This is a genomic window from Spartinivicinus poritis (assembly GCF_028858535.1).
Classification (GTDB): Bacteria; Pseudomonadota; Gammaproteobacteria; order Pseudomonadales; family Zooshikellaceae; genus Spartinivicinus; species Spartinivicinus poritis.
On the sequence record NZ_JAPMOU010000010.1, the window covers coordinates 1 to 26870 of the forward strand.

At 35.2% G+C, this 26870-nt stretch carries 23 protein-coding genes and 1 pseudogene; 1 reads left to right on the forward strand and 23 read right to left on the reverse strand.

Translation table 11 applies throughout. From position 1 onward, the window contains the following. Positions 1-81 precede the first annotated feature (81 nt). Genes rfbD through rfbB form a run of 3 tightly spaced genes read right to left on the reverse strand, consistent with a single transcriptional unit; the run spans position 82 to position 2917 of the window. On the reverse strand, positions 82-960 hold the full coding sequence (rfbD, locus tag ORQ98_RS09740; protein WP_274688614.1) for a dTDP-4-dehydrorhamnose reductase: 879 nt from the start codon (positions 958-960) through the stop codon (positions 82-84). Positions 961-982: 22 nt separating this feature from the next. Next, on the reverse strand, positions 983-1846 hold the full coding sequence (gene rfbA, locus ORQ98_RS09745; RefSeq protein WP_274688615.1) for a glucose-1-phosphate thymidylyltransferase RfbA: 864 nt from the start codon (positions 1844-1846) through the stop codon (positions 983-985). Between the two features lie 3 nt (positions 1847-1849). Then, positions 1850-2917, reverse strand: coding sequence for a dTDP-glucose 4,6-dehydratase (gene rfbB / locus ORQ98_RS09750; protein WP_274688616.1), 1068 nt, complete (start codon positions 2915-2917; stop codon positions 1850-1852). A 902-nt stretch (positions 2918-3819) separates the two neighbouring features. Here rfbB and ORQ98_RS09755 point away from each other — a divergent pair. Further along, on the forward strand, positions 3820-4425 hold the full coding sequence (locus ORQ98_RS09755; protein WP_274688617.1) for a sugar transferase: 606 nt from the start codon (positions 3820-3822) through the stop codon (positions 4423-4425). A 2-nt stretch (positions 4426-4427) separates the two neighbouring features. On the opposite strand, the gene ORQ98_RS09760 is transcribed toward ORQ98_RS09755, so the two are convergent. The 20 genes and pseudogenes from ORQ98_RS09760 to ORQ98_RS09855 form a co-directional block, all read right to left on the reverse strand. Further along, positions 4428-5603, reverse strand: a complete 1176-nt coding sequence (locus ORQ98_RS09760; protein ID WP_274688618.1) for a DegT/DnrJ/EryC1/StrS family aminotransferase — start codon at positions 5601-5603, stop codon at positions 4428-4430. Positions 5604-5625: 22 nt separating this feature from the next. Beyond that, positions 5626-6249, reverse strand: a complete 624-nt coding sequence (locus ORQ98_RS09765; protein ID WP_274688619.1) for a NeuD/PglB/VioB family sugar acetyltransferase — start codon at positions 6247-6249, stop codon at positions 5626-5628. Next, the gene (locus tag ORQ98_RS09770) at positions 6250-6840 is read right to left on the reverse strand and encodes a sugar transferase (protein WP_274688620.1); all 591 of its coding nucleotides are present in this window, start codon (positions 6838-6840) and stop codon (positions 6250-6252) included. Further along, a complete protein-coding gene (locus ORQ98_RS09775) occupies positions 6824-8056 on the reverse strand; it encodes a glycosyltransferase family 4 protein (protein ID WP_274688621.1) in 1233 nt (410 codons plus the stop codon). Before ORQ98_RS09775 ends, ORQ98_RS09770 begins: the two co-directional genes overlap by 17 nt. A gap of 74 nt (positions 8057-8130) precedes the next feature. Next, positions 8131-10440: a hypothetical protein gene (locus tag ORQ98_RS09780; RefSeq protein ID WP_274688622.1), complete on the reverse strand. Its 2310-nt coding sequence runs from the start codon at positions 10438-10440 to the stop codon at positions 8131-8133. Between the two features lie 49 nt (positions 10441-10489). Continuing rightward, positions 10490-12559 carry a hypothetical protein gene (locus ORQ98_RS09785; protein WP_274688623.1) on the reverse strand — a complete coding sequence of 690 codons (2070 nt, stop codon included), beginning with the start codon at positions 12557-12559 and terminating at the stop codon, positions 10490-10492. Positions 12560-12683: 124 nt separating this feature from the next. After that, the gene (locus tag ORQ98_RS09790; RefSeq protein ID WP_274688624.1) at positions 12684-14693 is read right to left on the reverse strand and encodes a hypothetical protein; all 2010 of its coding nucleotides are present in this window, start codon (positions 14691-14693) and stop codon (positions 12684-12686) included. 69 nt (positions 14694-14762) lie between these two features. Continuing rightward, on the reverse strand, positions 14763-15143 hold the full coding sequence (locus ORQ98_RS09795; RefSeq protein WP_274688625.1) for a GtrA family protein: 381 nt from the start codon (positions 15141-15143) through the stop codon (positions 14763-14765). A gap of 20 nt (positions 15144-15163) precedes the next feature. After that, positions 15164-16360, reverse strand: a complete 1197-nt coding sequence (locus ORQ98_RS09800; RefSeq protein ID WP_274688626.1) for a Gfo/Idh/MocA family oxidoreductase — start codon at positions 16358-16360, stop codon at positions 15164-15166. A 9-nt stretch (positions 16361-16369) separates the two neighbouring features. Next, complete coding sequence (locus ORQ98_RS09805) at positions 16370-17605, reverse strand: class I SAM-dependent methyltransferase (RefSeq protein WP_274688627.1); 1236 nt, start codon at positions 17603-17605, stop codon at positions 16370-16372. A 9-nt stretch (positions 17606-17614) separates the two neighbouring features. After that, the gene (gene rfbG / locus ORQ98_RS09810) at positions 17615-18694 is read right to left on the reverse strand and encodes a CDP-glucose 4,6-dehydratase (RefSeq protein ID WP_274688628.1); all 1080 of its coding nucleotides are present in this window, start codon (positions 18692-18694) and stop codon (positions 17615-17617) included. After that, positions 18679-19449 carry a glucose-1-phosphate cytidylyltransferase gene (gene rfbF / locus ORQ98_RS09815; protein ID WP_274688629.1) on the reverse strand — a complete coding sequence of 257 codons (771 nt, stop codon included), beginning with the start codon at positions 19447-19449 and terminating at the stop codon, positions 18679-18681. Before rfbF ends, rfbG begins: the two co-directional genes overlap by 16 nt. Before the next feature lie 34 nt (positions 19450-19483). Then, positions 19484-20203, reverse strand: a complete 720-nt coding sequence (locus tag ORQ98_RS09820; RefSeq protein WP_274688630.1) for a class I SAM-dependent methyltransferase — start codon at positions 20201-20203, stop codon at positions 19484-19486. A gap of 12 nt (positions 20204-20215) precedes the next feature. Continuing rightward, on the reverse strand, positions 20216-21217 hold the full coding sequence (locus ORQ98_RS09825) for a glycosyltransferase family 2 protein (protein ID WP_274688631.1): 1002 nt from the start codon (positions 21215-21217) through the stop codon (positions 20216-20218). Between the two features lie 42 nt (positions 21218-21259). Beyond that, positions 21260-22285 (reverse strand): hypothetical protein, encoded by a 1026-nt coding sequence (locus ORQ98_RS09830; RefSeq protein ID WP_274688632.1) that lies wholly within the window; start codon positions 22283-22285, stop codon positions 21260-21262. A 112-nt stretch (positions 22286-22397) separates the two neighbouring features. Beyond that, the gene (locus ORQ98_RS09835) at positions 22398-23009 is read right to left on the reverse strand and encodes a class I SAM-dependent methyltransferase (RefSeq protein ID WP_274688633.1); all 612 of its coding nucleotides are present in this window, start codon (positions 23007-23009) and stop codon (positions 22398-22400) included. Then, the gene (locus tag ORQ98_RS09840; protein WP_274688634.1) at positions 23006-24238 is read right to left on the reverse strand and encodes a hypothetical protein; all 1233 of its coding nucleotides are present in this window, start codon (positions 24236-24238) and stop codon (positions 23006-23008) included. Before ORQ98_RS09840 ends, ORQ98_RS09835 begins: the two co-directional genes overlap by 4 nt. 59 nt (positions 24239-24297) lie before the next feature. Continuing rightward, positions 24298-24435: pseudogene (locus ORQ98_RS09845) on the reverse strand (IS481 family transposase); the annotation flags it as partial. 21 nt (positions 24436-24456) lie between these two features. Beyond that, positions 24457-25218 (reverse strand): phytanoyl-CoA dioxygenase family protein, encoded by a 762-nt coding sequence (locus ORQ98_RS09850; protein ID WP_274688635.1) that lies wholly within the window; start codon positions 25216-25218, stop codon positions 24457-24459. 176 nt (positions 25219-25394) lie between these two features. Next, on the reverse strand, positions 25395-26573 hold the full coding sequence (locus tag ORQ98_RS09855; protein ID WP_274688636.1) for a hypothetical protein: 1179 nt from the start codon (positions 26571-26573) through the stop codon (positions 25395-25397). Between the last annotated feature and the right edge of the window lie 297 nt (positions 26574-26870).

Here is a 26870-nt window from a genome sequence, read left to right on the forward strand (position 1 = left end):
TTTATACCTTCTCAATCAAATTGCCATACTGTTCAAATATACAGCAGCTAATGGCTTAGGTATAGTGATAATTAGGTAAAATTATATGTAAGCTTGAATGTTATTTAATGCTTGCTGCCAATTACTTGGTTTAATACCAAATTGTGTTTCTATTTTTTGGCAGTTTAGGCATGAGTTCGCGGGACGCTCAGCCGGAGTGAGATAATCTGCGGTAGGTATTGAATTCAATATAGGTGCTCTGTCAAGAACTAGTCTTTCAGTAGCCGACTTAAAAATTTCAACTGAAAAGTCATACCAACTTACATATGCCCCCCCAGAATAATGGTAAACACCATACTGAACGTCATTACTATTATTTATTTTTTCTGCAATGCTTATTAAAGTTGAAGCAATATCACCAGCATATGTAGGACCTCCATACTGGTCACCAACAATAGAAAGCTCCTTTTTTTCCTGCCCCAGTTTAAGCATTGTTTTTACAAAGTTATTACCATATTCACCAAATACCCAAGCTGTACGGAGAATTATATACTTTGAGCAATATTTAATAACTGCTTTTTCACCAGCAAGTTTACTTGCTCCATAAACATTGTTTGGCGATGGCTCATCTGTTTCTATATAACTTCTATTGAGCGCACCATCAAATACATAATCTGTAGATATATGTAATACAACTGCATTGACTAACTCAGCTGCTTTGGCCAAAAAGAGAGCTCCATCTCTATTAACTTTATATGCAAGTTCTCTATCAACCTCAGCTTTATCTACAGCAGTAAAAGCCGCCGCATTAATTATAAAATCTGGTTGAAAGTTTGTTACAAGGTTAATAACTGCTGATCCATTTGTGATGTCCAATTCTTCATGACCTACAGCTATAACCTCAACTTCATCCTTATATTTTAGTTGCTTCTTAAGGTAAGTACCTACTTGACCTCTACAACCCGTAACTAATACTTTCATTACTTTACTTAAATAGCCTTGGTTAATAGAGTAAAGATTTTAAATAAACACCATATTCATTTTTCATCATAGAGCTGGCTATGTGTAGCAATTCTATATCTGTGAGCCAGCCATTACGCCACGCAATTTCTTCAAGACAAGCTATTTTTAAACCTTGTCGATGCTCTATGGTCTGAACAAATGACGATGCTTCGTGTAAGCTTTCATGAGTACCTGTATCTAACCAAGCAAATCCACGCCCCAATTGCTCTACATGCAAAGATCCATCTTCGAGATACATTTGGTTAATGCTGGTAATTTCCAATTCACCACGAGCAGAAGGTTTCACAGACCTTGCAAATTCAACAACTCGATTATCGTAGAAGTATAAGCCCGTTACAGCATAGTTAGACTTTGGTGCTGTTGGCTTCTCTTCAATGGAAATAGCCTTCATGTCACTGTTAAATTCAACGACACCAAAACGCTCTGGATCTTTCACCTGATAACCAAACACAGTTGCACCGAACTCTCGGGTAGCTGCTTTTTTCAGCATACTACTAAAAGATTGACCGTAGAAGATATTATCACCTAATACAAGACAGCAGGTATTCTTTCCAATAAACTCTTCAGCAATAATAAATGCCTGTGCCAAACCATCAGGGCTTTCCTGAATAGCATATTCAAGGTTAATCCCAAAGTCAGAACCATCCCCAAGAAGACGTTTAAAACTTTCATTATCTTCAGGTGTTGTAATAATTAAGATGTCCCGAATACCTGCTAACATGAGGGTTGAAAGGGGATAGTAAATCATTGGTTTATCATAAACAGGCAATAACTGCTTAGATACGCCTCGAGTAATTGGGTACAATCGTGTACCCGAGCCTCCTGCTAATATAATACCTTTCATATTCTAATTTGCCTCCACTCCTAAACGCTCTCGACTATAAGATCCGTCGAGTACTCGGCTCCACCACTCTTGATTATTTAAATACCATTGAACTGTTTTGCGAATCCCTGATTCAAATGTTTCTATTGGTTTCCAGCCTAATTCCAGTTCAATTTTCGTGGCATCAATTGCATACCGTAAATCATGACCTGGACGGTCTTGAACATAAGTAATTAAGTCTTGATATTGGCTAATATCGTTAGGTTTATTGGGGACTAACTCTTCTAATAAAGCACAAATTGTTTTGACTACTTCTATATTTGTCTTTTCATTATGACCACCTATATTATAGGTTTCTCCCACTTTTCCAGCAGTGGCAACCTTATAAAGTGCAGCTGCATGATCTTCTACATACAGCCAATCACGTACTTGTTTACCATCACCATAAACAGGTAAAGCTTTACCTTCTAATGCATTTAAAATTATTAATGGAATTAATTTCTCAGGGAAATGGTAAGGACCATAATTATTCGAGCAGTTGGTGATTAAAACTGGCATGTCATAAGTACGATGCCATGCACGCACAAGATGGTCGCTTGAAGCTTTAGAAGCAGAGTATGGGCTGCTAGGCGAGTATGATGTCGTTTCTAAAAATAGCGCTTTGCTATCTCCCAGGTCGCCATATACTTCATCAGTAGAAATATGGTGAAAACGAAATATTGTTTTTTTCTCATCACTTAGATTATTCCAATATTCCCTAGCTACCTCAAGTAATGTATAGGTACCTACAATATTGGTTTCAATAAACGCTGCTGGGCCATCAATGGAACGGTCTACATGACTCTCTGCTGCTAAATGCATTACTACATCAGGCTTGTGTGTAGTAAAAGCTTTCTTCAATAAGAAATGATCACAAATATCAATTTGTTCAAATACATATTTATCGTTATTAGTTACGCTTTTCAGCGACTCAAGATTTCCTGCATAAGTCAGCTTATCTACATTAATAACTCTATCATTTGTTTTATTTATGATATGCCGAACAACAGCCGAGCCTATAAATCCAGCTCCTCCTGTTACTAAAATTTTCATTATAAATTAACCACCTAGCATACAATTAGATTTAATATCAATATATAAAAACTTGTGCCTACGCTCTTTAATGTATGTAACCTAACCTAGCCATTTTAATAAACGATAATTTTTAAGCACGCTACCGCCCCAGGATTTACAGTTATTTTCCTGAGAACTTTATAAAAAGGCCCATTTGTTTTTTGTATGGCCTTGCGATATTCAGTTATTTCTTTCTCTTCATTACGGCGCTAGCCATAAACGTAATGACAACCTCTAGAAACTTTGTTATAGAGGTTTTTTGATAAGCATTCTCATCTAAGTGCTTACACCAACATCTTGAAGGTCATTTTTTGAACAGATAAATTTAACTGAGCAGAAAAAGTATGTAGGGTAAGGGGATCGGAGCTATAGATAGCATCAATATATGAGCTATAGATAGAAAGCTGTGAATGGCATTGCATACTTCTACTCCAATTGCTTATCAGGCTACAACTCTGACCAAGAGTTACAAAAGCACAATTATATAATAAAAGTGCTTATTATTAATAGATTCTGCCAATTAAGAGCCGGTTGGTAATAGTCTAGAGAGTTCACTCTGATTAACACCACCTTATTGTTTAACACTAACCCTTAACTTTCTTATTGTTTAACACTAACCCTTACTTTTAGAGAGTGAGTGTTTTTTTGTACACCACAAGTTTTGATTTGTTTGATGAGTGAAAACAAAGAGAAGTAAGGGATGATTAAGGGGGGGACAAGATATTGAAGAGAGGTAGGATAGGATTAATTAAAGCTTAACAAGCTTACTGAAAAACACTTGTTTTTAGGGCTCGTTTTATCTCAGCCAATGAAGTATAATTGCAGCTTATTGACTCGCTCCATACGATTTTTGTTTGTGATTGGTAAGTAAGCTGGGCGGTATGCTTAGAGTAATTGATTTTGTTGCAGCGTTAGTTGGTTTGTTAATATTTTGGCCGGTACTGCTTATTTTAACGCTGGTAGGTTATTTTGATACGGGTAAACCACTATTTATACAACAGCGTATAGGTAAAAATAACCAGCCGTTCAAACTAGTTAAATTTCGAACAATGCATCCTGAAACCGCATCACTGGGAACACATCTAGTAGATGCAAAGGCTGTTACGCCTCTAGGTAATTTTTTACGAAAAACTAAACTGGATGAATTACCTCAACTCATCAATGTCTTGCTTGGTCAAATGAGTCTTGTTGGACCAAGACCTTGTTTATTAAACCAAACTGAGCTTATTCAAGAGAGAACCAGAAGGGGAGTATACAATTGCAGACCTGGTATTACAGGCCTTGCACAAGTCAATAATATCGACATGTCAACCCCCAAGAAACTTGCCAAAGTTGATACATTAATGGTCAAACAGCTTAACCTCAGCTTATATTTTCACCTGATATTTAAGACCATTACAGGTAGTGGCCAAGGGGATAAGATACATAGCTCAACGGCATGTAGTCAACATGACTCAAACTCAGAGCAACTTGAAACTACAGTTTGATCCTACGATTCTACAAGAGACAACACTTCATTAATTGTAAAGCACATTTTTTCTAGCTCCCCTTCTGTCAAGCTAGGGTGTACTAAAAACATTAAACTAGTTTCACCCAACTGCTTAGCAATAGGTAAGCGCTTGGTTGGGCGAAATTGAGTTTTATCAAATGCTTTTTCTAAATAGACTTCAGAACATGTTCCCTGGTAACAAGGGACTCCCCTTTTTGTTATTTCTTCAATAATCCTGTTTCTTGACCAGTTGTTAGGCAGTTTTTCAGGTTTGACAAAAACATAACATTTATAATATACATGCTGGATACTGCTAGGGGGCCTGGTAACTCTTATACAGTCGTATTTTTCGCAGGCGTTATTAATTCTCTCAGCAAACAATTGACGCTTTTTCACCCACTCACTCATCTGTTTTAACTGGATTCGTCCAACTGCCGCTTGCATTTCTGTCATACGCCAGTTTGTGCCAAAACCTTCGTGTAGCCATCTGAATCCGGGAGGATGTTGTTGTTCATAAACAGCTTTCCAGCTTTTACCATGATCCTTTAAACTCCACATTTTCAGCCACAGTGCTTGGTCGCTGGTGGTTACCATCCCTCCTTCTCCACCTGTCGTAATAATTTTATCTTGACAGAATGACCATGCTCCAATATGCCCAATACTCCCAACGGACCTGCCTTTGTATTTTGCTCCATGGGCTTGAGCACAGTCTTCAATAACATATAAGTGGTGTTGCTCTGCTAACTCCATTATAGGGTCCATATCACAAGGCCAACCTGCCAGATGAACGCAAATTATGGCTTTTGTCTTAGATGAAAGTACTTGTTTAATTGAGTCAACGGTAATATTCTGCGAGTTTATATCTACATCAGCAAACACAGGCCTTGCACCAATATTAACAATACTACTTACAGTAGCAAAGAAAGTACGAGGAGTAACAATTACTTCATCACCTGGCACTATAGCTAAGGCAGCCAATGAGAGCTCTAATGCAACCGTACCATTACTCACGGCAATTGCATATTCACTGCCTACCCAAGCAGCAAACTCCTTTTCAAATGCTTTCCCTTCATTGCCAGTCCAATAGTTCACTTTATTTGATAATAAAATATTCTTAACCGCTTCTGCCTCTTCCTGACTGTAGGCTGGCCACGGGGAAAACTGCGTATTCAACATAAACTTTCTTCCATGAAAGATGCTAATTTAATCTATATGCAGGGTTACCTACGTATACTCCAGCTTTAACAATATTTTTAACTACAACTGTCCCAGCACCAACTACCACATCATCCGTAATAGTAGTAAGTTGCCTAACTGAACAGCCAATACCTAACCAAGAACATCGTCCAATTTGGCAACCACCTGCCAAGCAGGCACCAGGACTTAAATGTACACCAACATCTAATATACAGTCATGTTCAACAACTGCATTTGAGTTAATAATACATGCATCCCCAGTTATTGCACCAGCATTAACAACAGCCCCAGCCATGACCACGACTCCCTCCCCTAAAGTAGCTAAAGGACTTACTACTGCTTTAGGGTGTATTATTGTTGTTAAAATTACCCCAACTTCTTTAAGGGAGTTTTGTTTATTTAAGCGACTATGGTTATCACCTATACCAACGATAACACCCTCATACAATTTACTTTTTTCAAGAAAATCAAATGTACTCCCTACAACTCGCCAAGGTTCAATTGATTTAATCCCAGGAAAATTATCATCGAAAAAATCAATGTCTGACCATTGGCCTGATAATTGGGCAGCATCAGCAATTACTTTACCGTGGCCACTTGCTCCTATAATAGCAAGTTTCTTCATTTAATTATTATTAGTAAATTTTGACATTGTAGCTTCTCCATCCTGATTGATATCTGCTCTACTAAAAACCTTTTTAATAGTTAAAAAAATAATTTTTATATCTAACCATAAGCTGTTATTATCAACATACCAAACATCTAATTTGAACTTATCATCCCAGCTAATCGCATTCCTACCATTCACTTGAGCCCAACCAGTTATACCTGGCTTGACGGAGTGACGACGAGCTTGTTCTTTTGAATATAAAGGTAAATATTCCATCAAAAGAGGTCTCGGCCCCACTATACTCATATCTCCTTTTAGTACGTTCCACAATTCTGGTAATTCATCAAGGCTTGTAGCACGAAGCCATTTACCAAAGTCGGTGAGTCGTTTTTCATCTGGTAAAAGATACCCTTCATCATCAACTTTATTTAACATTGATCGAAACTTAATTAATTTAAAAGAGGCTTTATTTAATCCAGGCCTAACTTGTTGAAAAAAAATAGGGGAACCTAATTTAATACGAACGACTAACATGATAAACAACAGAATAGGAAATAAAAAAATAATAGCAATAAAAGCCATAACAACGTCAAATAGTCGCTTCATGGAATACCTCTTTAGTTACCCAATCTACCCATTGATCTGCAAGTTTTTGACGATTAAACGATTTTTCCGCAAGGATTCTAGCATTATGCCCCATTGTCATTAGCTGATCTTTATTTGCTGAAGCTTTCTCTAACGCATCAGCAAAAGCTGATGGGTCATCAGGAGGAATAGCAAACCCACATTGTTGTTTTTTAATCATGCCTGCTAACCAACCAGGATAATTATTCAATACAGGTAATCCTGCTGATATATAATCAAAAAACTTATTTGGAGAAGTACCATAATAAAATGCAGGCACATTAGCTAACAATTGCATTCCTATATCAGCACTTGCCATTAATCCTGAAAGCGCTTCCTTATCAACAGGAGGATGAAATATAACATTATCTAATTTTTCTTGATTAACAAACTGCTGTAACTGATGCTTTAGTTTACCCTGACCAACCAGAACTAATTTAATATCATCACGCCCCCGTTTCTTTAACTCTTTTGCTGCATGCAAAGCAGCATCAAGACCATTAGCAATACCATGTGTGCCAGTAAAGATAGCTATGAAGTCATTTTCATTAACACCCTCAGGACGCCAACTTTCAACTACTTTACCAAATATTTCCAAATCGCAACCATTTGGAACAAGTGCAATTCTTGACTTAGCTACACCACATTTCACAATCCCATCCATAATTCCAGGAGACAGTCCAATACATCGATGCGCCGATCGATATGAAATCCACTCTAATATAGACATTAACCCCAAGACTAAAGGGTTTTTAATAACGCCCATTTCTTTTGGTAATTCTGGCCAAAGGTCACGTACTTCAAAAATAAACGTTTTGCCTCGTATCCAACGAGCGAATATTCCGGGTATCCCTGCAGTCAATGGAGTCGATGTAGCAAAAACCACATCATATTTTTCGCTAAATACAAGGCTAATACTTCGTAGAGCAAACTTAATAAAAGAAGCTGTTCGCTTTAAAAACCCATCACTATTGGAATAAGCAAGATCAAACTCAATTATATGAATATCATCCACTACTCCCTTTCGACAACCATTTTTAAAGGAAGCTTTTAGTCCTGTTTCTGCACCACCATAACTGCCACAGACCATAGTAACCTCATGACCGTGGTATATTAAACGACGTGCCATTTCATATGATCGAATACCAGTTGATCCTTTGGGTGTTGAAAAGTGTTGATGAAAATATAAAATTCTCATAATACAGATATTATTGTATATTTTTATAAAGAAATAATATGGTTAAATAATTTTTTAGTTACATCAACCCTTGCTTACATAGAAGCAACCGTTGATATATAATTATCTGATTCTGCAACTAACAAATCAGGCTTAATTAAGCCCAATATACCATATAATAAGCTTTTGTTATTATAGGTTACACGTAGGCTTTTACATTTATTTGGAATTTTGATTGCCATCATTATACCATTAACTGGTACTATCTCCGCCCTAACAACATCCTGTGCCTTACCAGTATCACAGTATGCTGTCCAATTTTGAGAATACTCCTGATTTAGAATGACCAACGACGAATCTAGAATATTTGACAGGATATAACCATTTGACGAAAAAGTAATATCGGGCTTTGAACTTCTTTTATTATGAACTTTCTTATTAATCCATTGAGAAAGTTCTGTAGGAAACAATACATTATGTTTTTCTAAGTGTTTAAGCTGATTAAAATATTCAGGTGTAGTATCTGAAAAGTCTGATATTATTATATTTGAAGGATAGAAAGCCATTTCCCAAGGATGCTCTAATTCATACATGTAAACGTCCTTAACTGCAGAAATAGGTTTGAGTTTTGAATTAACATAATCGAATACTGAGCAAAGTACAGTATACTCACAAACAGACTTACTCTTAATCAATTGTTTCTCATTGCTAAACTGGGGTAATTTTACAGAACTAATAACATATCGCACACTTCCCATTGACAACGCTGGAAAATGGGTACCATTAAGAGAAAAATTTGTTTGCCTATGTGTATGCCAGTTTGATTTCTCCGTTTTACTTAATGTGTGAAACCAAAAAGCAGTCCTCCTCCAGCTAAATGACGGGCGTACACCATCTAGCATATTCAATCCCCAAAAAATACCAAATTCTGGTTTCGGGTTATAGGTTGAATAAGAGAAAGAGCGATGATTTGTGTATTGCTCGGCAGATAGGGTAATTGCTTTTGATGTCGCCCAGGTATTCCCTGATTTTAACTCAGCATAGGTTCTAAACAGCATATTATATGATGAAACATAAAGGTGATATGAAAATAGCATACAACATATCACAGGAATAATTTTACCAAAATAATTCAATAATATAATATTTTTTTCACCGCTGGCAGGCCATTGATAAATATTTACTAACAATGGAATGGCTAAAAGCACAAAAAACTGATGATTAAATATAGCTATCTGATCCCAGCGATAGGTAGAGAAGAAGGGAAAAACAGAGAGCAGTGAATGACCATAGCTAACTATAAAGAAGAGAACAAAAAGAAAAATAGCTGTTAATTTTTTAAAAATAGCTACGTGAATTACAATAATACAACCTAAAATAAGTAGAAGCCCGGTAGGGTTGGGAAACAAACCTGGCTGTTCAATTTTCCCAAGGCTAAATAATCCAGAGTAATAGGCATTCGTGAAATTTTCTACACCTTTCATGAAAGCCTCTGAAATCGATAAACCATTTCGATTAAATAGTGCGTTAAAATTATCAAATCTGTTGAGACGAGCAGACTCATCAGCTATAGCGAGAATACTTGATACCTCTGAGATAGAAAATAACATGACAGCAGCTTCAGCAATAATGCAGAAGAAAATTATTTGGCGATAATTCAACTTCCTATTATCTTTCATTAATAATGCTGCCAATAATAAAAAAGATGGTAGTTGAAAGGCAAATACAACTACCATACTAAATAATGAAGATTGAAGCAGCGCCAAGAATAACAGTACGGTTAACTTTGAATAAAATGTTAGATTGCCTGACAATACAATCAATGCAAATAGCGACAGAGAAATAAAAGTGTAACCATATCCAGCTAAAGCCCATCCATAAACATAGGGTTGGCTGTACGCAGCTAGTAGACTACCAATACAACTCAGTGCAGGAATCAAAAATATTGTTGATGACTGCTGAAACTTCAGTTGTTGAGTCTGACAAAGAGAGCGAATCCAAAAATATAAAGTAATAAAAAACAGCCACTGCCCAGCTAACCGAAACGTAATCGTTCCCCACTTCAAACCAATAGCCTGACATAGATAGTGATAAATATTGAGACCATTTGCATGGAAGTTAGAAGATGCTAAAGAAGCACCTCCTGCCATTTGATGATTAAAATCAAGTGCTCCAGATTTTAAATAGAGCATTTCATGAACAATACCTAGGTCAAACTCGTCGTACCACCCAATCACAGATGCATCAGCGAACAAATAAAATGGATGATTTATATACAGAATATAGACTGAGCCAACAATTAAGGCCAATACATCTGCCAGAGTCAGTCGATTTTGGGTAATGCTTTGAAGTATAGATAAGTGAGTACAATTAGCAACTTTCGCTGTATTATAATTAAAAGCCATTTTTTAATTAGCCTTATTAATGAAAATATAAATATTAAAATTTAATTAACTAATCGCTTTTCTTTGAATAAGTCATGTCAGTTTTAATTAGATTTCGGTCTACTTTCCACACAAAATGACTCAAACCATTTTTATTTGTGTTTACTAAATCATATTTTTCTTTAATGCGATCATAATCAATAGGAAGATACGTCAATTCTTGTTTGGCAATAAATAAATCACCAACATCCTTGTTATATATTTCTGACATTATTTTTTCAAAGTCAGCTAATAATATAGTTTCAGCTAAGCCTTGACCAGAAATACTAGATGATAAATTTGCCATCGCGTAATAGATTGATTGTCCTTTAGTGAGAATAACCGCTGATGTTTTTTCACCAGTTGCTTTTTTAATAAAATCTATATTTTGCTGAATTCTTGAAGAAATAACTGGGCTTAAAGCACCTGCAATACGCTCCTGCGCTATTTTCCATGTTTGAGGAATAGAGGCAATTAGTGATATTGAAACTAATAAGGAAAATCCAATAGCAGAAACAGGTAACCACAAGTAAACTTTATTTATTGTGTTTGATCTAACGGCCCTGAAAATTTTATCAGTTAATATAAAACCAGCAACAATCGCTGGCCAAATAACAAAAGAAAGCACCACATCATGTGAGCGACCCTGATAATAAGCAAAAAGACCAATTCCTAAAATTCCCAGAAATAACTGTAACTCTGTATAACGAGTTACTTTTCCAACTATATGTCCTCTCATTCCTACAATGATAGAAGTAAAGTAAATGCATATTACAACCATCCATAAATGGGGATAAGTTGGCATTTGCAACATACCAAACCCCATCATGTAAAAAATCTTGTGATACTTAATAAGATCTAAAAAGTTTACATTAACTATTGAATCTCTGTATATAATAAATACAATTAAAAGAACATATAAAATGATAGATAACAACGAGATACAAATTTTATTAAGTTCTCGTTTGTTGAACGTTTTTAGTATTAGAAGTGGGAAAAAAAATCGCATTGAAATAGTGACCATATAAGCACCAAAAAGTGCAATACCAGATTCAAGATTCCAAATTAATCCTGTAGCGACTACTAACCCGATTACTATAGTTCTAAACAAGTCTTGCTCATACTTCCATAATGTATAAAACAAAAACAGCCCTAATACAGGAAAGAAAAATCGAATTGGAAAAATTTGATAGTACTCCTCAAAGTAAAAATTAGAGCCCATAAACCAAGCTAACGCTATAAATGCAAAACATTTTATGGAAGTAGACTTAAGTGATGAATTAACAATACTAAATAATAAAAATGAAGCAATCAACTGCATAATACACATTACAACACTAAATGAGACTATCGGATTATTAAATATAGAAAAAAGGGGCTTTAATAGCTCAGCAAACAGTCCATATTGAGATGCAAAGTGGACTAATACGTTCTTACCGTTCATCACTTGAGAAACTGAGTAAAAAATAGCTTCAAAGTGAATGTCAGCTTCAAGCATATATGCTTGTCTCACATTCAAAGCAATATTATTAATAATAATGAATACAGACACTAGAGTAAATGCTACGATATTTATAATTTTTTTTGTTAAGCTATTTTTTATATCGCTATCAAAATACCTCATATTTAATTTTACTGCTATCAGCAAAACAATAAAAACAGCAATTATCAAAGGAATCTGTTTAACATCATATAAACCAAAGTAGTGTTTTTCATCGAGTGGTATTTGAATAACATGATTAGATATAATAACAGTGAAAGTAAAAAGAGAAAAAACTCCAATTAACACAGAATATAAATTTTCTAGCCTTCTATTTAAAATTTGCTTTTTCGTATAAAAAACAGCTGCAATTCCTAAGGGAATAGCTAAAAAAACACCTATTAAAAATGCTAATCGCTCTTGAGGCTCGGGTTTGAGGGGCATCCTATACATTGGTAGAAGGCTTTTTCTTAATTGACGTATTTCAATTTCATCAAAAATATGATTTTGAAATACATTCAAAAAAATAGCAATCATAAAGATTACTAACAAACATATAATCATAGAAGTAGTAATTTGAAAGAATGAACCGGATACAACCATTTGATTGCGGTCAATCATTTTATTCTATTATTCCTGAACATAATTATAGTAACCCCCAATGCAAAGGATATAAGCCAAGCAAGTTCCTTTTTAAATTATAAAAACAGTAGATATTACCACAGTAAACTTTACCACCTTTAAGTTAGGTACAATCCTTAATTGAAAAAGAATTATCACTAACACTGATTATCTGCTTAAGGGGCCCTCCTTCTATTAATTGACACACATCATCCCCATCAAAGGACTTTGTATAATATTCTGGCCAATACCAACAACGATCAGCATCCTCTCTAGCACCAACTAATGGAAGCCCAACTAGCCCAGGTAAAAAAAGAGGTGCGAGCTTACAGCTGGGAGCGTACTTCCAAAAGATATTGGAATCTTTCTCGACAAAAACCCCTGTTATAGTGTTAGACAATCCAACATTATTATCCTGTAAAAATTCTCGGAGACTTTTTATCCAACGTCCCTGGTTAGTACTTTCTACGTATACATTTATATTATTACCAGTGTAACCATCTGTTCCACTATTTCCAATGGAATTAATAAGCCCACTGGCATAGCGATTTAATAAGTCATATTGATAGCCTACCTGATATGAAAATAGCCAAAATGTCATAAGAAGCATTACAGATGCTGTAGTATGCAAAACAAAGTTCAATTTAATTCCATTCAAAGAAGCTGAAAAATGTTTTAACATCAAAAAAGTCAACGAAGAAAGCATCACTAACGCGGAAGTCATCAATATAGGTTGAAAAATATAATACCCACTACCACCAGCAACATCTACAACTAAAGGTATCGCAATGGATAAAATAGATAAAAGCATCAAACATTCACAAACGATAAACAACTTGCCAAGTCTATTACGATTTAGAAAAACAACCAAAAATATAAGTGATAGCCCAAGAAGCATTTTTAAAGCAAAGGCAACTGCAGGATATGTTGCTGTAGAATTAAACATCTTCAACAGACTCACTTGCAGTGACTGAAAAGGGTTATTTACTAAAGGATATGCAAGAATAATAGCAAGAAAACCAATTCCAAAAACCTTAACATTAGCTACCAACCATCTTGCTTGCCCATAAGATAATCTTGCATACAGATAAGAAATAAAAAATAATAAAAAAACACCTACGGGTGGTTTAGTCAATACCACCATAAAAACAGATATAAATAGAAATAATAGAATTATTTTATCTTCAGCAAGTTTCTTTATATTGTGAATCATTACAAATACAGAAAAAAAAGCAAGGCTAATACCAACATATGCTGTTTCAGATGATATATAAGATTTCCATGGATCCATATAATCCACTAAAGATAAAATAATAAAAGCAACCGCAATCCATAGTAATGATAATCCAGCTCCTCCTTTTTTCAACCAAAAAATATCCGCAGAAAGGTATTTACAAACGTATCTTGAAACAGCAACTAGTGCAAATAAGAAAACAGGGAAGAAAAAGACCTGTGTTGTGACAAAAAGACCATATATAGACCTAACTTCAGATAAATGTGAGATTTTTCCTATAAGTGCTAAAGCAAAAAAATGATAACTAATTGGCGCAAAAGCATCAATTCCTAATGAAGATACATTGAACTTTGCTACCATCGTTGATAAAGCAGAAAACATTAAAGGATCATGCTGTAAATAGCCAAGATCAAGATACTCAGCCCCAAATAGATTAGCACTCATATACCTATTAAATAGAACAAAGAATACCATTGCTAATAAATAGGAAAATATACAGTGAAGAGGGGCAATAAAAATCAACTCTCTATTTTTTAATAAATTACTAATAAAAAAAGCAACGACCGTAATAAAATACCCTAAAAGCAATATATCATCAACCCATAAGAACCACCCTCCCAATATGTCAAATACTCTGGCAGGCAGTAATAGTAAAAATAGTAAAAGTAAAGGAAAAACTTTTTTTTCAATAAAAGATAAAACACTATTTGAAAAGATATGTAACGAGAGCTGACCCAAAACAAATGACAGGTAAAGAAAATTAACAATGTAAAACCACTCCAGCTCCCGCATTTCATACGTATTTCTAACCTGAAGTGATAAATATATAATGCTGGAAGAAAAAGCCAAGAAGAAAACTAATACGCAAAAATCATTTTTATCTGCACTTCGAAAAAACACCTTGCTACTCCTTTAAATAATCAATTATCGAAATATACCTGTCACTTTTGGTAAAATACCCATTATATTTTAGGAAAAAGCCCAGAACTTTAACAAAATATAACTAACCAATGGTATTAAAATACAAACAATCAAAGCTGCCATAACAGGATGTTCTTCAAGCCCTGCAGACTGATTAACCAGTGATATAAGAACTAACATAATGATATTGGTAACAACAAATCTAGCTGGTGTACGTTCACTTCTTTTCCCCTTAAAAGTCAAGCTTGCATGAAGTTTATAAGAGATAAGCACCGCAATTAAATATGAAATCACACCACTATAAATTGGAGGAACTTCAATCAACAGAGTTAATATTATAAATAAAACAAAATAACCAAAGGTATTTAGCAAACCAACAAGACCAAATACTATTAATTCTTTTGAATATTTGACTGAATCAAATAACATAACCAATGTAAAGAAAAAAATTAGTCTAAACAAAGCAGAGCATCGAATAATCCAAGTTTTTTTAAAGATACCTCAAGCCCATATTCAAGCACCATACTCTTCAATGCTAAAATCCTACTTTTAAGTTCCTGATTATATATAGGTTCCATCACAGAGACTAGTTCAGTAAGCGAATAATCAACCTCATCATTTTCAGATTGATTACCAGTTATTTTTTTTTCAACCCATGGAAAAAGCTGGTGATAATACTTATCCCTAACAGAGTCTATTAACACATAACTTTGGAGAGCAGATTCTATATTTAATCGTTCATCAAAAATGCCTGTTGTAGATGCTTGAAGGAAAGCTGTCAGCATCGCGGATAATGGTTTCTTAGTAAAATTCCAAGTAGGATCTGCGGACACCTGCTCTCCCCTCCAGGTAACCGTGCCTGGCTCCTCGGAAAAATCAAGCTCAACTTTTTCCTGACCTATATCTAGGCTCAAATAGCGCTTCCTTTTTTGTCCATTCCTTTCAAGCTTTACTAAGCAGCGCCTACCATCAGCCATCAAACCCAACGTCAGTTTAGCACCTCCTTTACGTACCTTTAAATCGGTTAAATCAACTTTTCCTTTTGGAAAAAAAAGTTTTATAATTGGCAATATATGTGGAATCCAGTCAACAAAAACGGGAACTCCTCTATCATAATGCTTATTTTCACCAAATCGCTCTTCATTCTTTGGATCAACCCAATGAAATTCCAACCCCTCAGGTTTACCCAAATGACTAACCCTATTACAAAATCTATGGATATAATTTGCAAATAAGAATACCTGTGCTGCAGCAAGTGTCCTTGTAGAATTTTGAGCAAGCTTTATAAGGCTTTTCACTTTGTTAGCACTTTTTGACACAGGCTTTTCAACTAGCACAGGAACCCCTGATAAAAGTGCGTATTCCACCGAGCAATAATGATCACGAGCTGCATTCGCAACAATCATTACACTTGGAGAAGTATTAAAAGTTGGCCATTTTGAACATAGTTTTACTCGTTTTTCTAATTTTTTTTCTCTTAGCCACTTTTTTACATTGAGTGTATTATGTTGTGTATGAATAGATATATTGGTATCACTAGCAGTTAATTTACATAACTCACCTAAAATTACTCTAGCCCACCTCCCACCTCCAATAACCGCAACACTTTCAGGAAACGAACTTGAGGAAAGAATAATATTTGACATTAGCAGTTATTAATCCAGTACTTGAAAATCCTCTTCACTTAAAATATCGATAACTTGACCCGAATAACCATGCTCCAGTAAATATTCACGTATTTCTGCAGAGATATGCCAGGCAAGGTTTAAAACTGGAGTGCTAGACTCTAACCTATCAAAAAGCTCATTATCTGACAGGATAGGTATACGGGTACCAGGCAAGTAAGTACCAATTTTCATTGAACCAGGCTTTTCATACACAGCGGATATATGGTTATCATCTAGCTCTAATAATTTAACCAAAATTGCTGCACGTCCAGGGAAAGCCTTAGCTTTTAATTTCCCAAATTTTCCTACAAGATCTACTATCTCATTTCTTTTTTTCTGACGCCAGTTTTCAATGTTACTGCTTAATAATGTAAAGCTACTAAAAAAATGTTTCTCTTGTTCTTTTACTTCGATGCAAGCAGGAGAAACAGCAGGTTTTTGTCCGCTTACTACACTAAAATATACTCTAATATTACCGCCATAACGAGCAGGAAAATCAACATCAACAAGCTCCATACCAAGTAACTTTGCTATGTAAACGAATGAACTATAACTATAAGTACGCGGATGCTCATGGTAGAAGGTATCAAATTGCTTTCCTTTCAAGACAGATCCTAAGTAATGGTTTTCAATCACTATTGTCGTCTCAGGCCCCACTAACTTCTTCAATGATGAAATGACCTCAGCCAAATTCTCTATATGTGCAAAAACATTAGTAAAAACAATAATACTCGGAAATCCGTGTTTTAACAAAATCTCCTCTGATAGTTTCTCAGAAAGATATTGATTATAGGCACAATGGCCTTGTTCTATAGCATCCAAACAGGCATCGGTTGGTTCAACCCCAACGGTGATTCCTCCCTTGTCTCTAAAAAAGTTCAGTAAGCTTCCATCATTACAACCAATATCTAAAACTACTTTTTTCTTCAATTCACCAAAGCGCTGTTCACACTCATCAACAAGATTGACCATTCCAGAAAGCACATCAGCGGTAAACCGAGAACGGTAATGATAATTACTAGGAAAAAGTTTTGCCTTAGGTACCTGAAATCGCTGATGAGCCGTTTGACAAATATTACAAAACATTATTTCAATTGGATAATTCACACACTGACGATCTTCACCAACATTTACCAAATCATCACACATCGGGTGTTCACCCAAATCGAGTACAGATTCTAAATTTTTATTTCCACACACTTCGCACTTACTAATTTCTAACATTAGACACACCTAAAGATTAATATAATCATTAATTTGTTGAAGTGTTATAGAATTTAAATCACCATCTTCAACTTCAACTTGATACCATTCAACTGTTTTTTTAATTGCATCAAATAACTTCCATTGTGGCTCCCATCCCAGCTTAGAGAAAGCCTTTGAACAATCTAATTTGAGATAAAATGCTTCATGAGGTTGATTATCAGCATCTATTGACCAAGTAATTCGCTCATCCCAAATTTTTACCATTGCTTCTACAATCCATTGTACTTCTTTTGCTTCTTGATCTCTTGGGCCAAAATTCCATGCTTCTGAAAAATCATTTCCCTCAGTAAATAGTTTCTCTGCCAGTAGTAAATAACCTGAAAGAGGCTCCAAAACATGTTGCCAAGGACGAATGGCATATGGATTACGCAAAATAATATCTCTATTTTTCCTCAAAGAACAAATGATATCAGGTATTAACCTATCTTCAGCCCAGTCTCCACCACCAATAACATTACCCGCCCGTACTGAAGCGATTCCTGTCTGATGAGAATCATACTGTGTTTTAGGAAAGAAACTATTTCTATAAGAGCTTATTAACAACTCGGCTGCACCCTTACTACTACTATAGGGATCATACCCACCAAGCTGATCTATTTCCCGATAGCCCCAAGCCCATTCTTGATTCTCATAACATTTGTCTGTTGTCACCATAATGGCAGAGCGAACAGTATTTATACAACGAATTCCTTCTAAAACACTTAAGGTTCCCATTACGTTAGTTCCATAAGTATCAACAGGATCTATGTATGAACGTCTCACTATAGACTGAGCAGCTAGATGAAAAACAATTTCAGGTTTGAATTCACTAAATATATCTTTAATTTTTTGAGTATCTCTAATATCTGCAAAGATATTTACTATTCCATCATCTAGTTTGGCTTTTTCATAAAAAGAAGGAGTTGTTGGAATACCTAGCGATACGCCAATTATTTCTGCACCATAGTGTTTAAGCCAAACTGTCAACCAACTGCCTTTGAAGCCCGTATGTCCTGTGATTAATACTTTCTTACCATTCCAAAACGCTTTATCTACCATAATTTCCATGGCGCCTGGCCGCCATCCCAGAGATTTTCTAAGTATTTTTTATCTCTCAATGTGTCCATTGGCTGCCAGAAACCATGATGCTCATAGGCAGACATTTCTCCTTGTTGTGCTAAAATCTCCATTGGATATTCTTCCCATACAGTCTCATCCCCTTCAATCAGTCCTAAAACCTTTGGAGATAGAACAAAAAAGCCACCATTGATCATACTTCCATCACCTTTAGGCTTTTCTTTAAAACTTCTCACTTTACCACCGTACATATCAAGTGCTCCAAATCGCCCTGGAGGATAGACCGCTGTCAACGTTGCCATTGTCTGCTGTAATTTATGAAACTCTATTAGTTTTTTGATATTGACATCACTAAGACCATCACCATATGTAAAGCAAAATGCTTCATCATCCTCCAAATAGGATCTAACCCTTTTTAAACGTCCACCAGTCATTGTATTTTCACCAGTGTCAACTAATGTAACTGTCCATGGTTCAGCACGCTTGTAATGCACATCCATTTGATTGCCATCCATTCGGAATGTGACATCAGACATATGAAGAAAATAATTTGCAAAGTACTCCTTAACCACAAATCCCTTATAACCACAACAAACAATAAAATCATTTATTTCATATGATGAATAAATTTTCATGATATGCCAAAGGATTGGTTTTCCACCGATCATAATCATCGGTTTTGGTCTAAACTCAGATTCTTCGCTAATTCTAGTACCATAACCACCAGCTAATATAACCGCCTTCATTCCCCCTCCTTTATTAGATTAACAACCTCAAAAATCAGCTTTTTTTAGCTACAACATAATACTGAGCACCGAATGGAATTCGGGCTAATAATTTATCCAACCAACGAAAGAAATAGGATGAAAATGGCGTAAACAATATGAACATTCCAAATGATGACTTATAACCACATCGGAGTAATAGCTTTTTTAGACTACTCTGTCTTACCAAAACTGCATCGCGATCCATCTCACAACTATTTACGACTTTTAATGTAATTGGATTAAGTGGGTTATGCTCAAATATAACAAGTACTCCTCCGGGCTTAAGCACCCTTTTCAGTTCACAAAAAAAAGTTTCTCTTTCAGAAGGAGGTACATGATGGACAACACAAATTGCAAAGACTAAATCAAAATCATTATCTTTATAAGGAAGTGTATTTCCGTCATAAGTTTTATACATCACATCATTGTTATTAGTACGTGCAATATCAATAACTTCTCCAGCAATATCAACTCCATGAAGCTTAATCAGTGTATTACGGGATTTTAAATACGGATGAATCAGGCCATGTCCACATCCAACATCTAGTACCTTAAAAGGCGACTCTCTATTTTGTATATTATCAATAATGTCCAGTAAGTAATCCGCTTTTACTTTTGTAAAAAAATCCTGCCCCTGACCAATAAATGAAATTGCTTCATTTATATCCTTTGAGTAAGTGTCTTTATATGCATCAAATTCTGCTTTATCATTATAATTTTTTGTCCCACCCATACCTTTCTCCCATTATTCCTCTAGGCTTCTAGCTGTTGGCAAGGCATTTAAATTTATAGCTGACTCAATAATCGTTATAGGCCTTTGTTTGAGCTGTTGGTATATACGACTAATATATTCACCAATAATCCCCAAAAAAATTGCATTTAATGAAATGCCAAAAAGGATTAATATCACTTCCGTGGCAAAACCAGAAGGCCAGTTGAAACCAAAAGCTATTCGTCCCAGCAAGTAGATTGATGCTAAACAAGCCGTTACAATAGCAACAAAGAAGCCCAAGTATGATGCTAGCCTCAAAGGAACGGTAGAGTGGTTGACAACACCATCAATAGCCAATGAAAATAATTTTACTAGAGGGAATTTACTTTTATCGTGCTCTCTTGATTTTCGAGTATAGGGAATACCAATTTGATTGGCAGCAATTGACGAAATTAACCCTCTCACATAAGGCGTAGCATCATGAATAGTGACTAGTTGATCGAGAATTTCTCGAGAAATCAGACGAAAGTCACCACCATCTGCAATGAGGTTATCTTCAGAAATTTGCATAAGAAAACGGTAAAAAATTTTCCTTGCACCCTGTAATATACGTCCCTCAGGTCTCTTTGTTCTAATACCAACTACAACATCATGCCCCTTTTTCCAGTATTCTATTAATTGCACGAATAATGCTGGTGGATCTTGAAGATCACAGTCTAACTGTATTGCTGCATCTCCCTTTGCTAGTCTGTATCCCGTCAAAAGGGACTTATTAAAACCAAAGTTTTTTGTAAAACGAGCAACACGAACTCTTTTATCTGTAGCGGTTATATTTTTTATTTTTTCATAGGTTGCATCAGTACTATGATTGTCAGTAAAAATAATCTCAAAATCATAATTATTATTAAGATCATCAGTAAAAACCTTACAAACTGCTAAGTAAGCTCTCTCAATATTATTCTCTTCGTTATAAACAGGTATGATAACTGATATCAGCTCTTTTCTTCTAAATCTATCACTTCGGGTAAAATCCATTTCCCCTCCTTATTTCAAAATATGACAAAAAATTTAGATAATTCAGTTAGGCAACTTATAAATTATAAGACTGTCATTGAAGTGCTTTACATTTCTTCCATATGCACACAAGAAATCAGCTTTACCAACTACATTTGGAAATTTAAATGTTGGGTATTCAAAAATACGTAGAGGTAATCCTCCACACTCGGTTCTTAAAATTTCTACGACTGAGTCGTCTGAACAAAGCACATATATGCCAGCTCCATCTTTAGCTAAGACTGGTGCAGGTTTAGTATCAAACCATGCTAATAGATTCTTTCTACTTGCTCTTTCCGGCTCAAGGGTGGTGGAAAAAAAATGATAACCATTTATTTTTGAAAAATATATACTACTGCCAGGAATTTCTACAATTAATTCCTCGTCTTTACTACCCTGCAAGTCAACACAGCGATAAACCGCATTCTTTGATAATTGAGTGTCTGTTGCCCAAATTATTTTGTCGTAGGAATATTTTAACCAGCAAGCTCTATACTTCTGCTCAGGAGAAAAGAATTGAGTAACTTTGGAAAAATTTTCTTCAGCTTTCCAAATCGTCGGGCCATTATCAAAGTCTCCTGTCAGAATCCATACACAATGGTTATAATTGTCTGGTACAATCGCGTGTATGTGATTCATGATTTTCTCGGGAAATGTATGAACAATTTCCCAGTTTCCAGACATTCTTCGCCAAATTGAAACAGGTTTCATGTCCGGGTTTGAAAAATAATCACCTGCATATATAGCATTTTCAAAACCCTTTACGTTTTTACATATAGTTGTATCCAAAAAATATTTTTTTGGTTCATAGTCAAGTTCACATATACAGTTGTTGTCATCATTCAGGCGAAATATCCCATCTCTAGTACTAAATATTGTTGCTCCATCATCAGTGATATTTCCCCATAAAACACTTCTTCTGAACATGGATCTTGTAAAGTAGTTGGTTCTAAATATTTTTGTTTTTAGGGAGCCTGGTATGGTTGTGACGGGTACAACATTGCCAGTTCTAAGATTGAGCTTGACGAGTTTGTTGGCTTTTTGTGCCAATAAAGTGATCTCCGTTTGAAGGATGGGGACCAAGCCTTTATAAGAGGCCTCAAGTTTCGGTTGTGTTGACACAGTTAAAACTCAATCAAAGATTTAAATTTTAAAGGTAATGTTAGGTGCTTTTTTTTGACCAGATCAAGATGTAATACTTTTTCTTGCTCATGCCTTCAATTTTTTTGGCCAAAAACTCTGCCTTACCACCGATAAGGACTTTTAATGGATTTTTTAAGTAGTAGTGTGAAACAAGTTCGCAGGATTTATACACTCCATAGCCCGTTGTTTCGAGAAATTCATTGACGTCACGATCAGGTGAGTTTATGTTTGGGTGTCTGTTTTCAAACATATCCAGTGCCGGCTTGGTTGGGATTGCCATTATAAGATTCTCGGAATCACACGCGCCTAAATATTTCTGAACCTCAGTTATATCTGACAGCAAGTGAAACATGTTCATAAAAAACACGACTTCACATACAGGGATTCCCTCAGAAAAACTTGGAGACGTTAGGTCTCTAGAAAAATATTTCAATGATTCGTATTGAGGCGTGACTGTTTTCATATCTACACCGTAGCCATGCTCGATTAGACCTTTTTGCACTAAGCCCGACAAAAAAGCCCCATTTCCAGACCCAATATCAAGGGCCTTATTAATCTGCTTGTTATCAGCACCAAACCAACTGCAAATTTGATCAAGCCAGATGTAGTAATTATATTGTGCAAAATTCATCCTGAAGCCCCATATGGTTTTACCAATTGGTCGTTAACCTTTAAGTTAAAAATTGGAAAAAAACTAAACAAACATACTAATGATGACAAAATAGAGACAAAAAATGGATAATAAAACTCTATTTCCAAAGCATAAAATGAAACATATCCACTAGCAACTATTATAATAAAATATAGAACTTGCTTAAAATAGAAGGCCTTAAATCGCCTGTATGATTCTTTCCAAAAAAAGGCATCTTGAAAAAGGCTTAAACAGGTTCCGGCAAGAACACTAAACGTCACTAAAAGCACAACTCTGGCCCATACTCCAATTTCTGGGCTAAGGACGAATGTCATCATAAAGCACAACAAACTTACGCATAGTGCTAATAACATTTTAAATCTAAACTGCTTAAAAATAACTCTAACAAATATCACGGGCCGATTAGCTAGTAACTTTCGTCTAGGAGCGATAATCAATGCATCAAACAACAAATATCCGCCTCCAACAATCATTGATGTGGAAACAAGATAGGGGGATACACTAGGGAGAAGTAGGCTGGCCAATAATTTGTCTGAATTCTTTACTGCCCCAGTAAAAAAACTAGCGACATAATAGTCTTTTGATCTAGAAATCAAACTAATACCTTTAATCAGGTTGATACCTGCAACACTAAAGCCAAAGCATTGCCATACAGACAAGGTAAAAATCATGAATCCAATAATAATTGAAACGACTAGCGCCTCTTCAGCTGAAAGGAGCAAGAGCGAAAAGACAAATAGTAAACACCAACAGTTCCTAATGATGCCCCACAAAAACCAATTTTTGAATTGCTTGGTAAATTCACACCAGCGCATAATTTCATCGAGTATTTTATCCATCATGCAAAGAATAACCATCACCACTGAAAGGTTCATATTAATTCCCGATTGGTAGCAGTAGAGAACCGATATCGAACCCAACAAAATACAAAGCATGAGCAAAAGAACTAAAATTGCTGATAAATAGTTCAAAAAAACTTTCGAGGAACTGTCTTTCTGTCCATTTGGTGAGCTATAAAGATCCTTATGTACAGGAATTGATGCTAGTGCCGTAACCATTGGGAGAGAAGCAAGGATAAAAGTAAATAACACTATCTCTGTGGGTGACGCAATATGTACTGAGAGAATTAATGAAAGTGGTTTCAATCCAACAAAAGTTACGCGCCCAAATAATAATATGATCGAGGGCGACAACCGGACTTTATTCATATACAACTAATCCAGTATGAGGTTTGGTGTTGTGTGTAGTTTGTCAAGAGTAGTGTAGATTTTTTTCTAAAAATAACTTGATAGAACTCCGTTAAGATCATTTTATGGAACCGCTCACAGATGCCGTTGCTTTGTGGTAATCTTGCTTTTATCTTGGTGTGATCAATATCGTTTACTATCGTGGCCAAGTAAATTTTTACAACATCATGTACTATTGTTTAGTGCAACAAGAGAGGCCCGCCATCACTGCAATAAAGAGTGATTGCATATCGTTTGCCAGCTTCAATTGGGACCCCTCTATGAACACCTTTAGAATCAAATATAACCAATGTTCCAGCCTTACCAGTGAAGACTTTAGGTAGAGTGACAGTGTTTTTGATGCCACTAATTTCAGAGTTAGTAAATCTATATTGATTAGGGCGTGCATAGCCTTTAATTAGATCCATGATAGACTGAGAACTCTTCTGACTCCCTGTAATATATTCAAATGGGCCATTATCTTTGTTGACATCAGTAAGATACATCAATGCCTTGAATTGTGGAGTATGGGGTGAATCTCTGTGCCAGCCACCACCGGAACCGTGATTTCCTTCTCGATGAACTAGTTTCGCAGCCATTATCACTTTCTCACTATTTACTCTCCCAGAATGACAAAGTCGTACCTCCTCAATTAACTCATCATTAAGAAAGTCTAAGAACACTCCACCCATTTGTTCCGCATAAAAAAAACGTGTGTCAGATTGGTGATCATCTGTCCATTTTTTTGTTGTCTTTGCATCAAGCAAAAGAGCATCTATCTCTGTTCTAGCTTCAGCGCATTTCTCTTGTGACCAATAATCATTAATGACATAGTAACCAGCACACCGCAAATGCTCTTGTATGGCAGCTGCCTTTGTTGATGGTTTGATTTTGGCGCGTAAAACAGAGCGTCTCACAGACTCTAGCATCTCCTTAATCAAATGAGATATTGTGCCAAACATAATTTCCACTCCAACGGCCCTACACTAAATATGAAAAAATCTGTCATCGAATATTAAGTTATTCATTGATTAAACAGATAGCAATCACTTTCTTATCGCTCTTAAAAAAAATAGCCCTAAAAAACATTGGGTTGTAATTGTTATTAAAGGACCTAATTTACCTACTAGCTTAGAAATTAGATAATTGCTAAACTCTTGAGCTTTTTCTTAAGTCCTGAATTATCCACGAAAGGGTCTGTTAATAATATATTGTCCAGCTCTTCAAGATGATTAATACTTAATGCTTCTAATGGTAAAACACTTTCCGGCTGTAATGAAAAATAACCACAAATTTCTTCAGTAGAAATCCAGCTGTACACCTTCAATCCTCGAGATAGTGCATCAACCAACACACCACTCTTGCCAGCAATCACTAAAGTCCCTAACGATAAGCTTTCGGATAGAGTTGAAGTGTCAATACTAAATTTTTTCCGACTTATAATTCGTAGCAAAAATCTCTTAAACGTACGAAATTTTTCAGAGGGATGAAACCTAACTGTTACTATCTTATTTGTAAAAATATTACTAACAAATCTGATTACTGAGGACGAAGTTTTTAATGAATCAAGAACATTCAAGCAGATCAATACTGATGGTGGACGCAATATACCACTAGTTTCACAGCCACATATTAAAATCTCATTAAGTTTATCAATGAAATAGATATTACAACCATTGTAAATAGCATTACCTCTATCGGACGAATCTAAAAAAACAATATCCGAAAAAAATGGCCTATGTTGCTTAGGCATTCTAGAGTGTGGTAAATATACTATCGTAAAACCTTGTTTTTTCATAGCTTCAACTATTTTGTTTATATAAACTGAGTACTCACTAAAAATAAACAAATATTTTTTCTTTGGAATAGCAGTAACATCAATATCAAATCGCCCATTAGCAATAATAAAAAAATTTAGCGTTTTTGCTACCATTGCTCTATATTTCCCGCGTTTTACAAAGCAATAATAAAAAGCTGTACCCAATGATTTTAGCCCAGTTACATAACACTTGTAAAAACTAATTTGTTTATTGGCTTTGTAGTTATGAAATCCGATAGGCTCGATACTAGTAATCGTTGACTTGAGTAGACTAAATGATCGCTGATTGTTTTTCGTTCCAACAAGTGCGGAATATTTGTTCATCTCCATTGGTGCTGAGTTTAAATAATGATAATATTCTTTTAACAAAAAATATGATAATTTAAATAATGACTTAATAAACAAATACACCGTCGATCCGGAGTTCCAATCAGATCGATAGGGAAAATATGCTGGTTCTGAAGCATATTTTTTATAGGCATAAAAATATTTATTCATTTATAGTACTTACACAATAAATTTATTAACAGTTATTTTGAGAATCCTACTCATATATTTCACAATGCATCAACATAGATATTTTATTTAAATTTAAGAAAAATAACAATACAAAATAATTTAACTCGAAAATTTTAAAGTGGATACTCTTTAGAATTCTAGTAATTGATCATTATATATCTAGATTGACTGATATATAGGGAAAAAAGGTTATGATATTCACTGCTTATAATGCAGTTTCCCTGACCATTTTCCATTTAGGAATTAAGTATTTTTTTGGTATCACAACTGCACAGT

Coding starts and splice junctions, on each gene's coding strand:
- ORQ98_RS09805 (WP_274688627.1), bottom strand. CDS start 17,605: ATGTTAGAAATTAGTAAGTGCGAAGTGTGTGGAAATAAAAATTTAGAA.
- ORQ98_RS09820 (WP_274688630.1), bottom strand. CDS start 20,203: ATGGGTGGGACAAAAAATTATAATGATAAAGCAGAATTTGATGCATAT.
- ORQ98_RS09765 (WP_274688619.1), bottom strand. CDS start 6,249: ATGAAGAAACTTGCTATTATAGGAGCAAGTGGCCACGGTAAAGTAATT.
- ORQ98_RS09770 (WP_274688620.1), bottom strand. CDS start 6,840: ATGAAGCGACTATTTGACGTTGTTATGGCTTTTATTGCTATTATTTTT.
- ORQ98_RS09760 (WP_274688618.1), bottom strand. CDS start 5,603: ATGTTGAATACGCAGTTTTCCCCGTGGCCAGCCTACAGTCAGGAAGAG.
- ORQ98_RS09825 (WP_274688631.1), bottom strand. CDS start 21,217: ATGGATTTTACCCGAAGTGATAGATTTAGAAGAAAAGAGCTGATATCA.
- ORQ98_RS09785 (WP_274688623.1), bottom strand. CDS start 12,559: ATGATTGACCGCAATCAAATGGTTGTATCCGGTTCATTCTTTCAAATT.
- rfbD (WP_274688614.1), bottom strand. CDS start 960: ATGAAAGTATTAGTTACGGGTTGTAGAGGTCAAGTAGGTACTTACCTT.
- ORQ98_RS09800 (WP_274688626.1), bottom strand. CDS start 16,360: ATGTCAAATATTATTCTTTCCTCAAGTTCGTTTCCTGAAAGTGTTGCG.
- ORQ98_RS09840 (WP_274688634.1), bottom strand. CDS start 24,238: ATGAATAAAGTCCGGTTGTCGCCCTCGATCATATTATTATTTGGGCGC.
- rfbA (WP_274688615.1), bottom strand. CDS start 1,846: ATGAAAGGTATTATATTAGCAGGAGGCTCGGGTACACGATTGTACCCA.
- rfbB (WP_274688616.1), bottom strand. CDS start 2,917: ATGAAAATTTTAGTAACAGGAGGAGCTGGATTTATAGGCTCGGCTGTT.
- rfbG (WP_274688628.1), bottom strand. CDS start 18,694: ATGGAAATTATGGTAGATAAAGCGTTTTGGAATGGTAAGAAAGTATTA.
- ORQ98_RS09780 (WP_274688622.1), bottom strand. CDS start 10,440: ATGGCTTTTAATTATAATACAGCGAAAGTTGCTAATTGTACTCACTTA.
- rfbF (WP_274688629.1), bottom strand. CDS start 19,449: ATGAAGGCGGTTATATTAGCTGGTGGTTATGGTACTAGAATTAGCGAA.
- ORQ98_RS09855 (WP_274688636.1), bottom strand. CDS start 26,573: ATGAATAAATATTTTTATGCCTATAAAAAATATGCTTCAGAACCAGCA.
- ORQ98_RS09755 (WP_274688617.1), top strand. CDS start 3,820: ATGCTTAGAGTAATTGATTTTGTTGCAGCGTTAGTTGGTTTGTTAATA.
- ORQ98_RS09850 (WP_274688635.1), bottom strand. CDS start 25,218: ATGTTTGGCACAATATCTCATTTGATTAAGGAGATGCTAGAGTCTGTG.
- ORQ98_RS09835 (WP_274688633.1), bottom strand. CDS start 23,009: ATGAATTTTGCACAATATAATTACTACATCTGGCTTGATCAAATTTGC.
- ORQ98_RS09775 (WP_274688621.1), bottom strand. CDS start 8,056: ATGAGAATTTTATATTTTCATCAACACTTTTCAACACCCAAAGGATCA.
- ORQ98_RS09795 (WP_274688625.1), bottom strand. CDS start 15,143: ATGTTATTTGATTCAGTCAAATATTCAAAAGAATTAATAGTATTTGGT.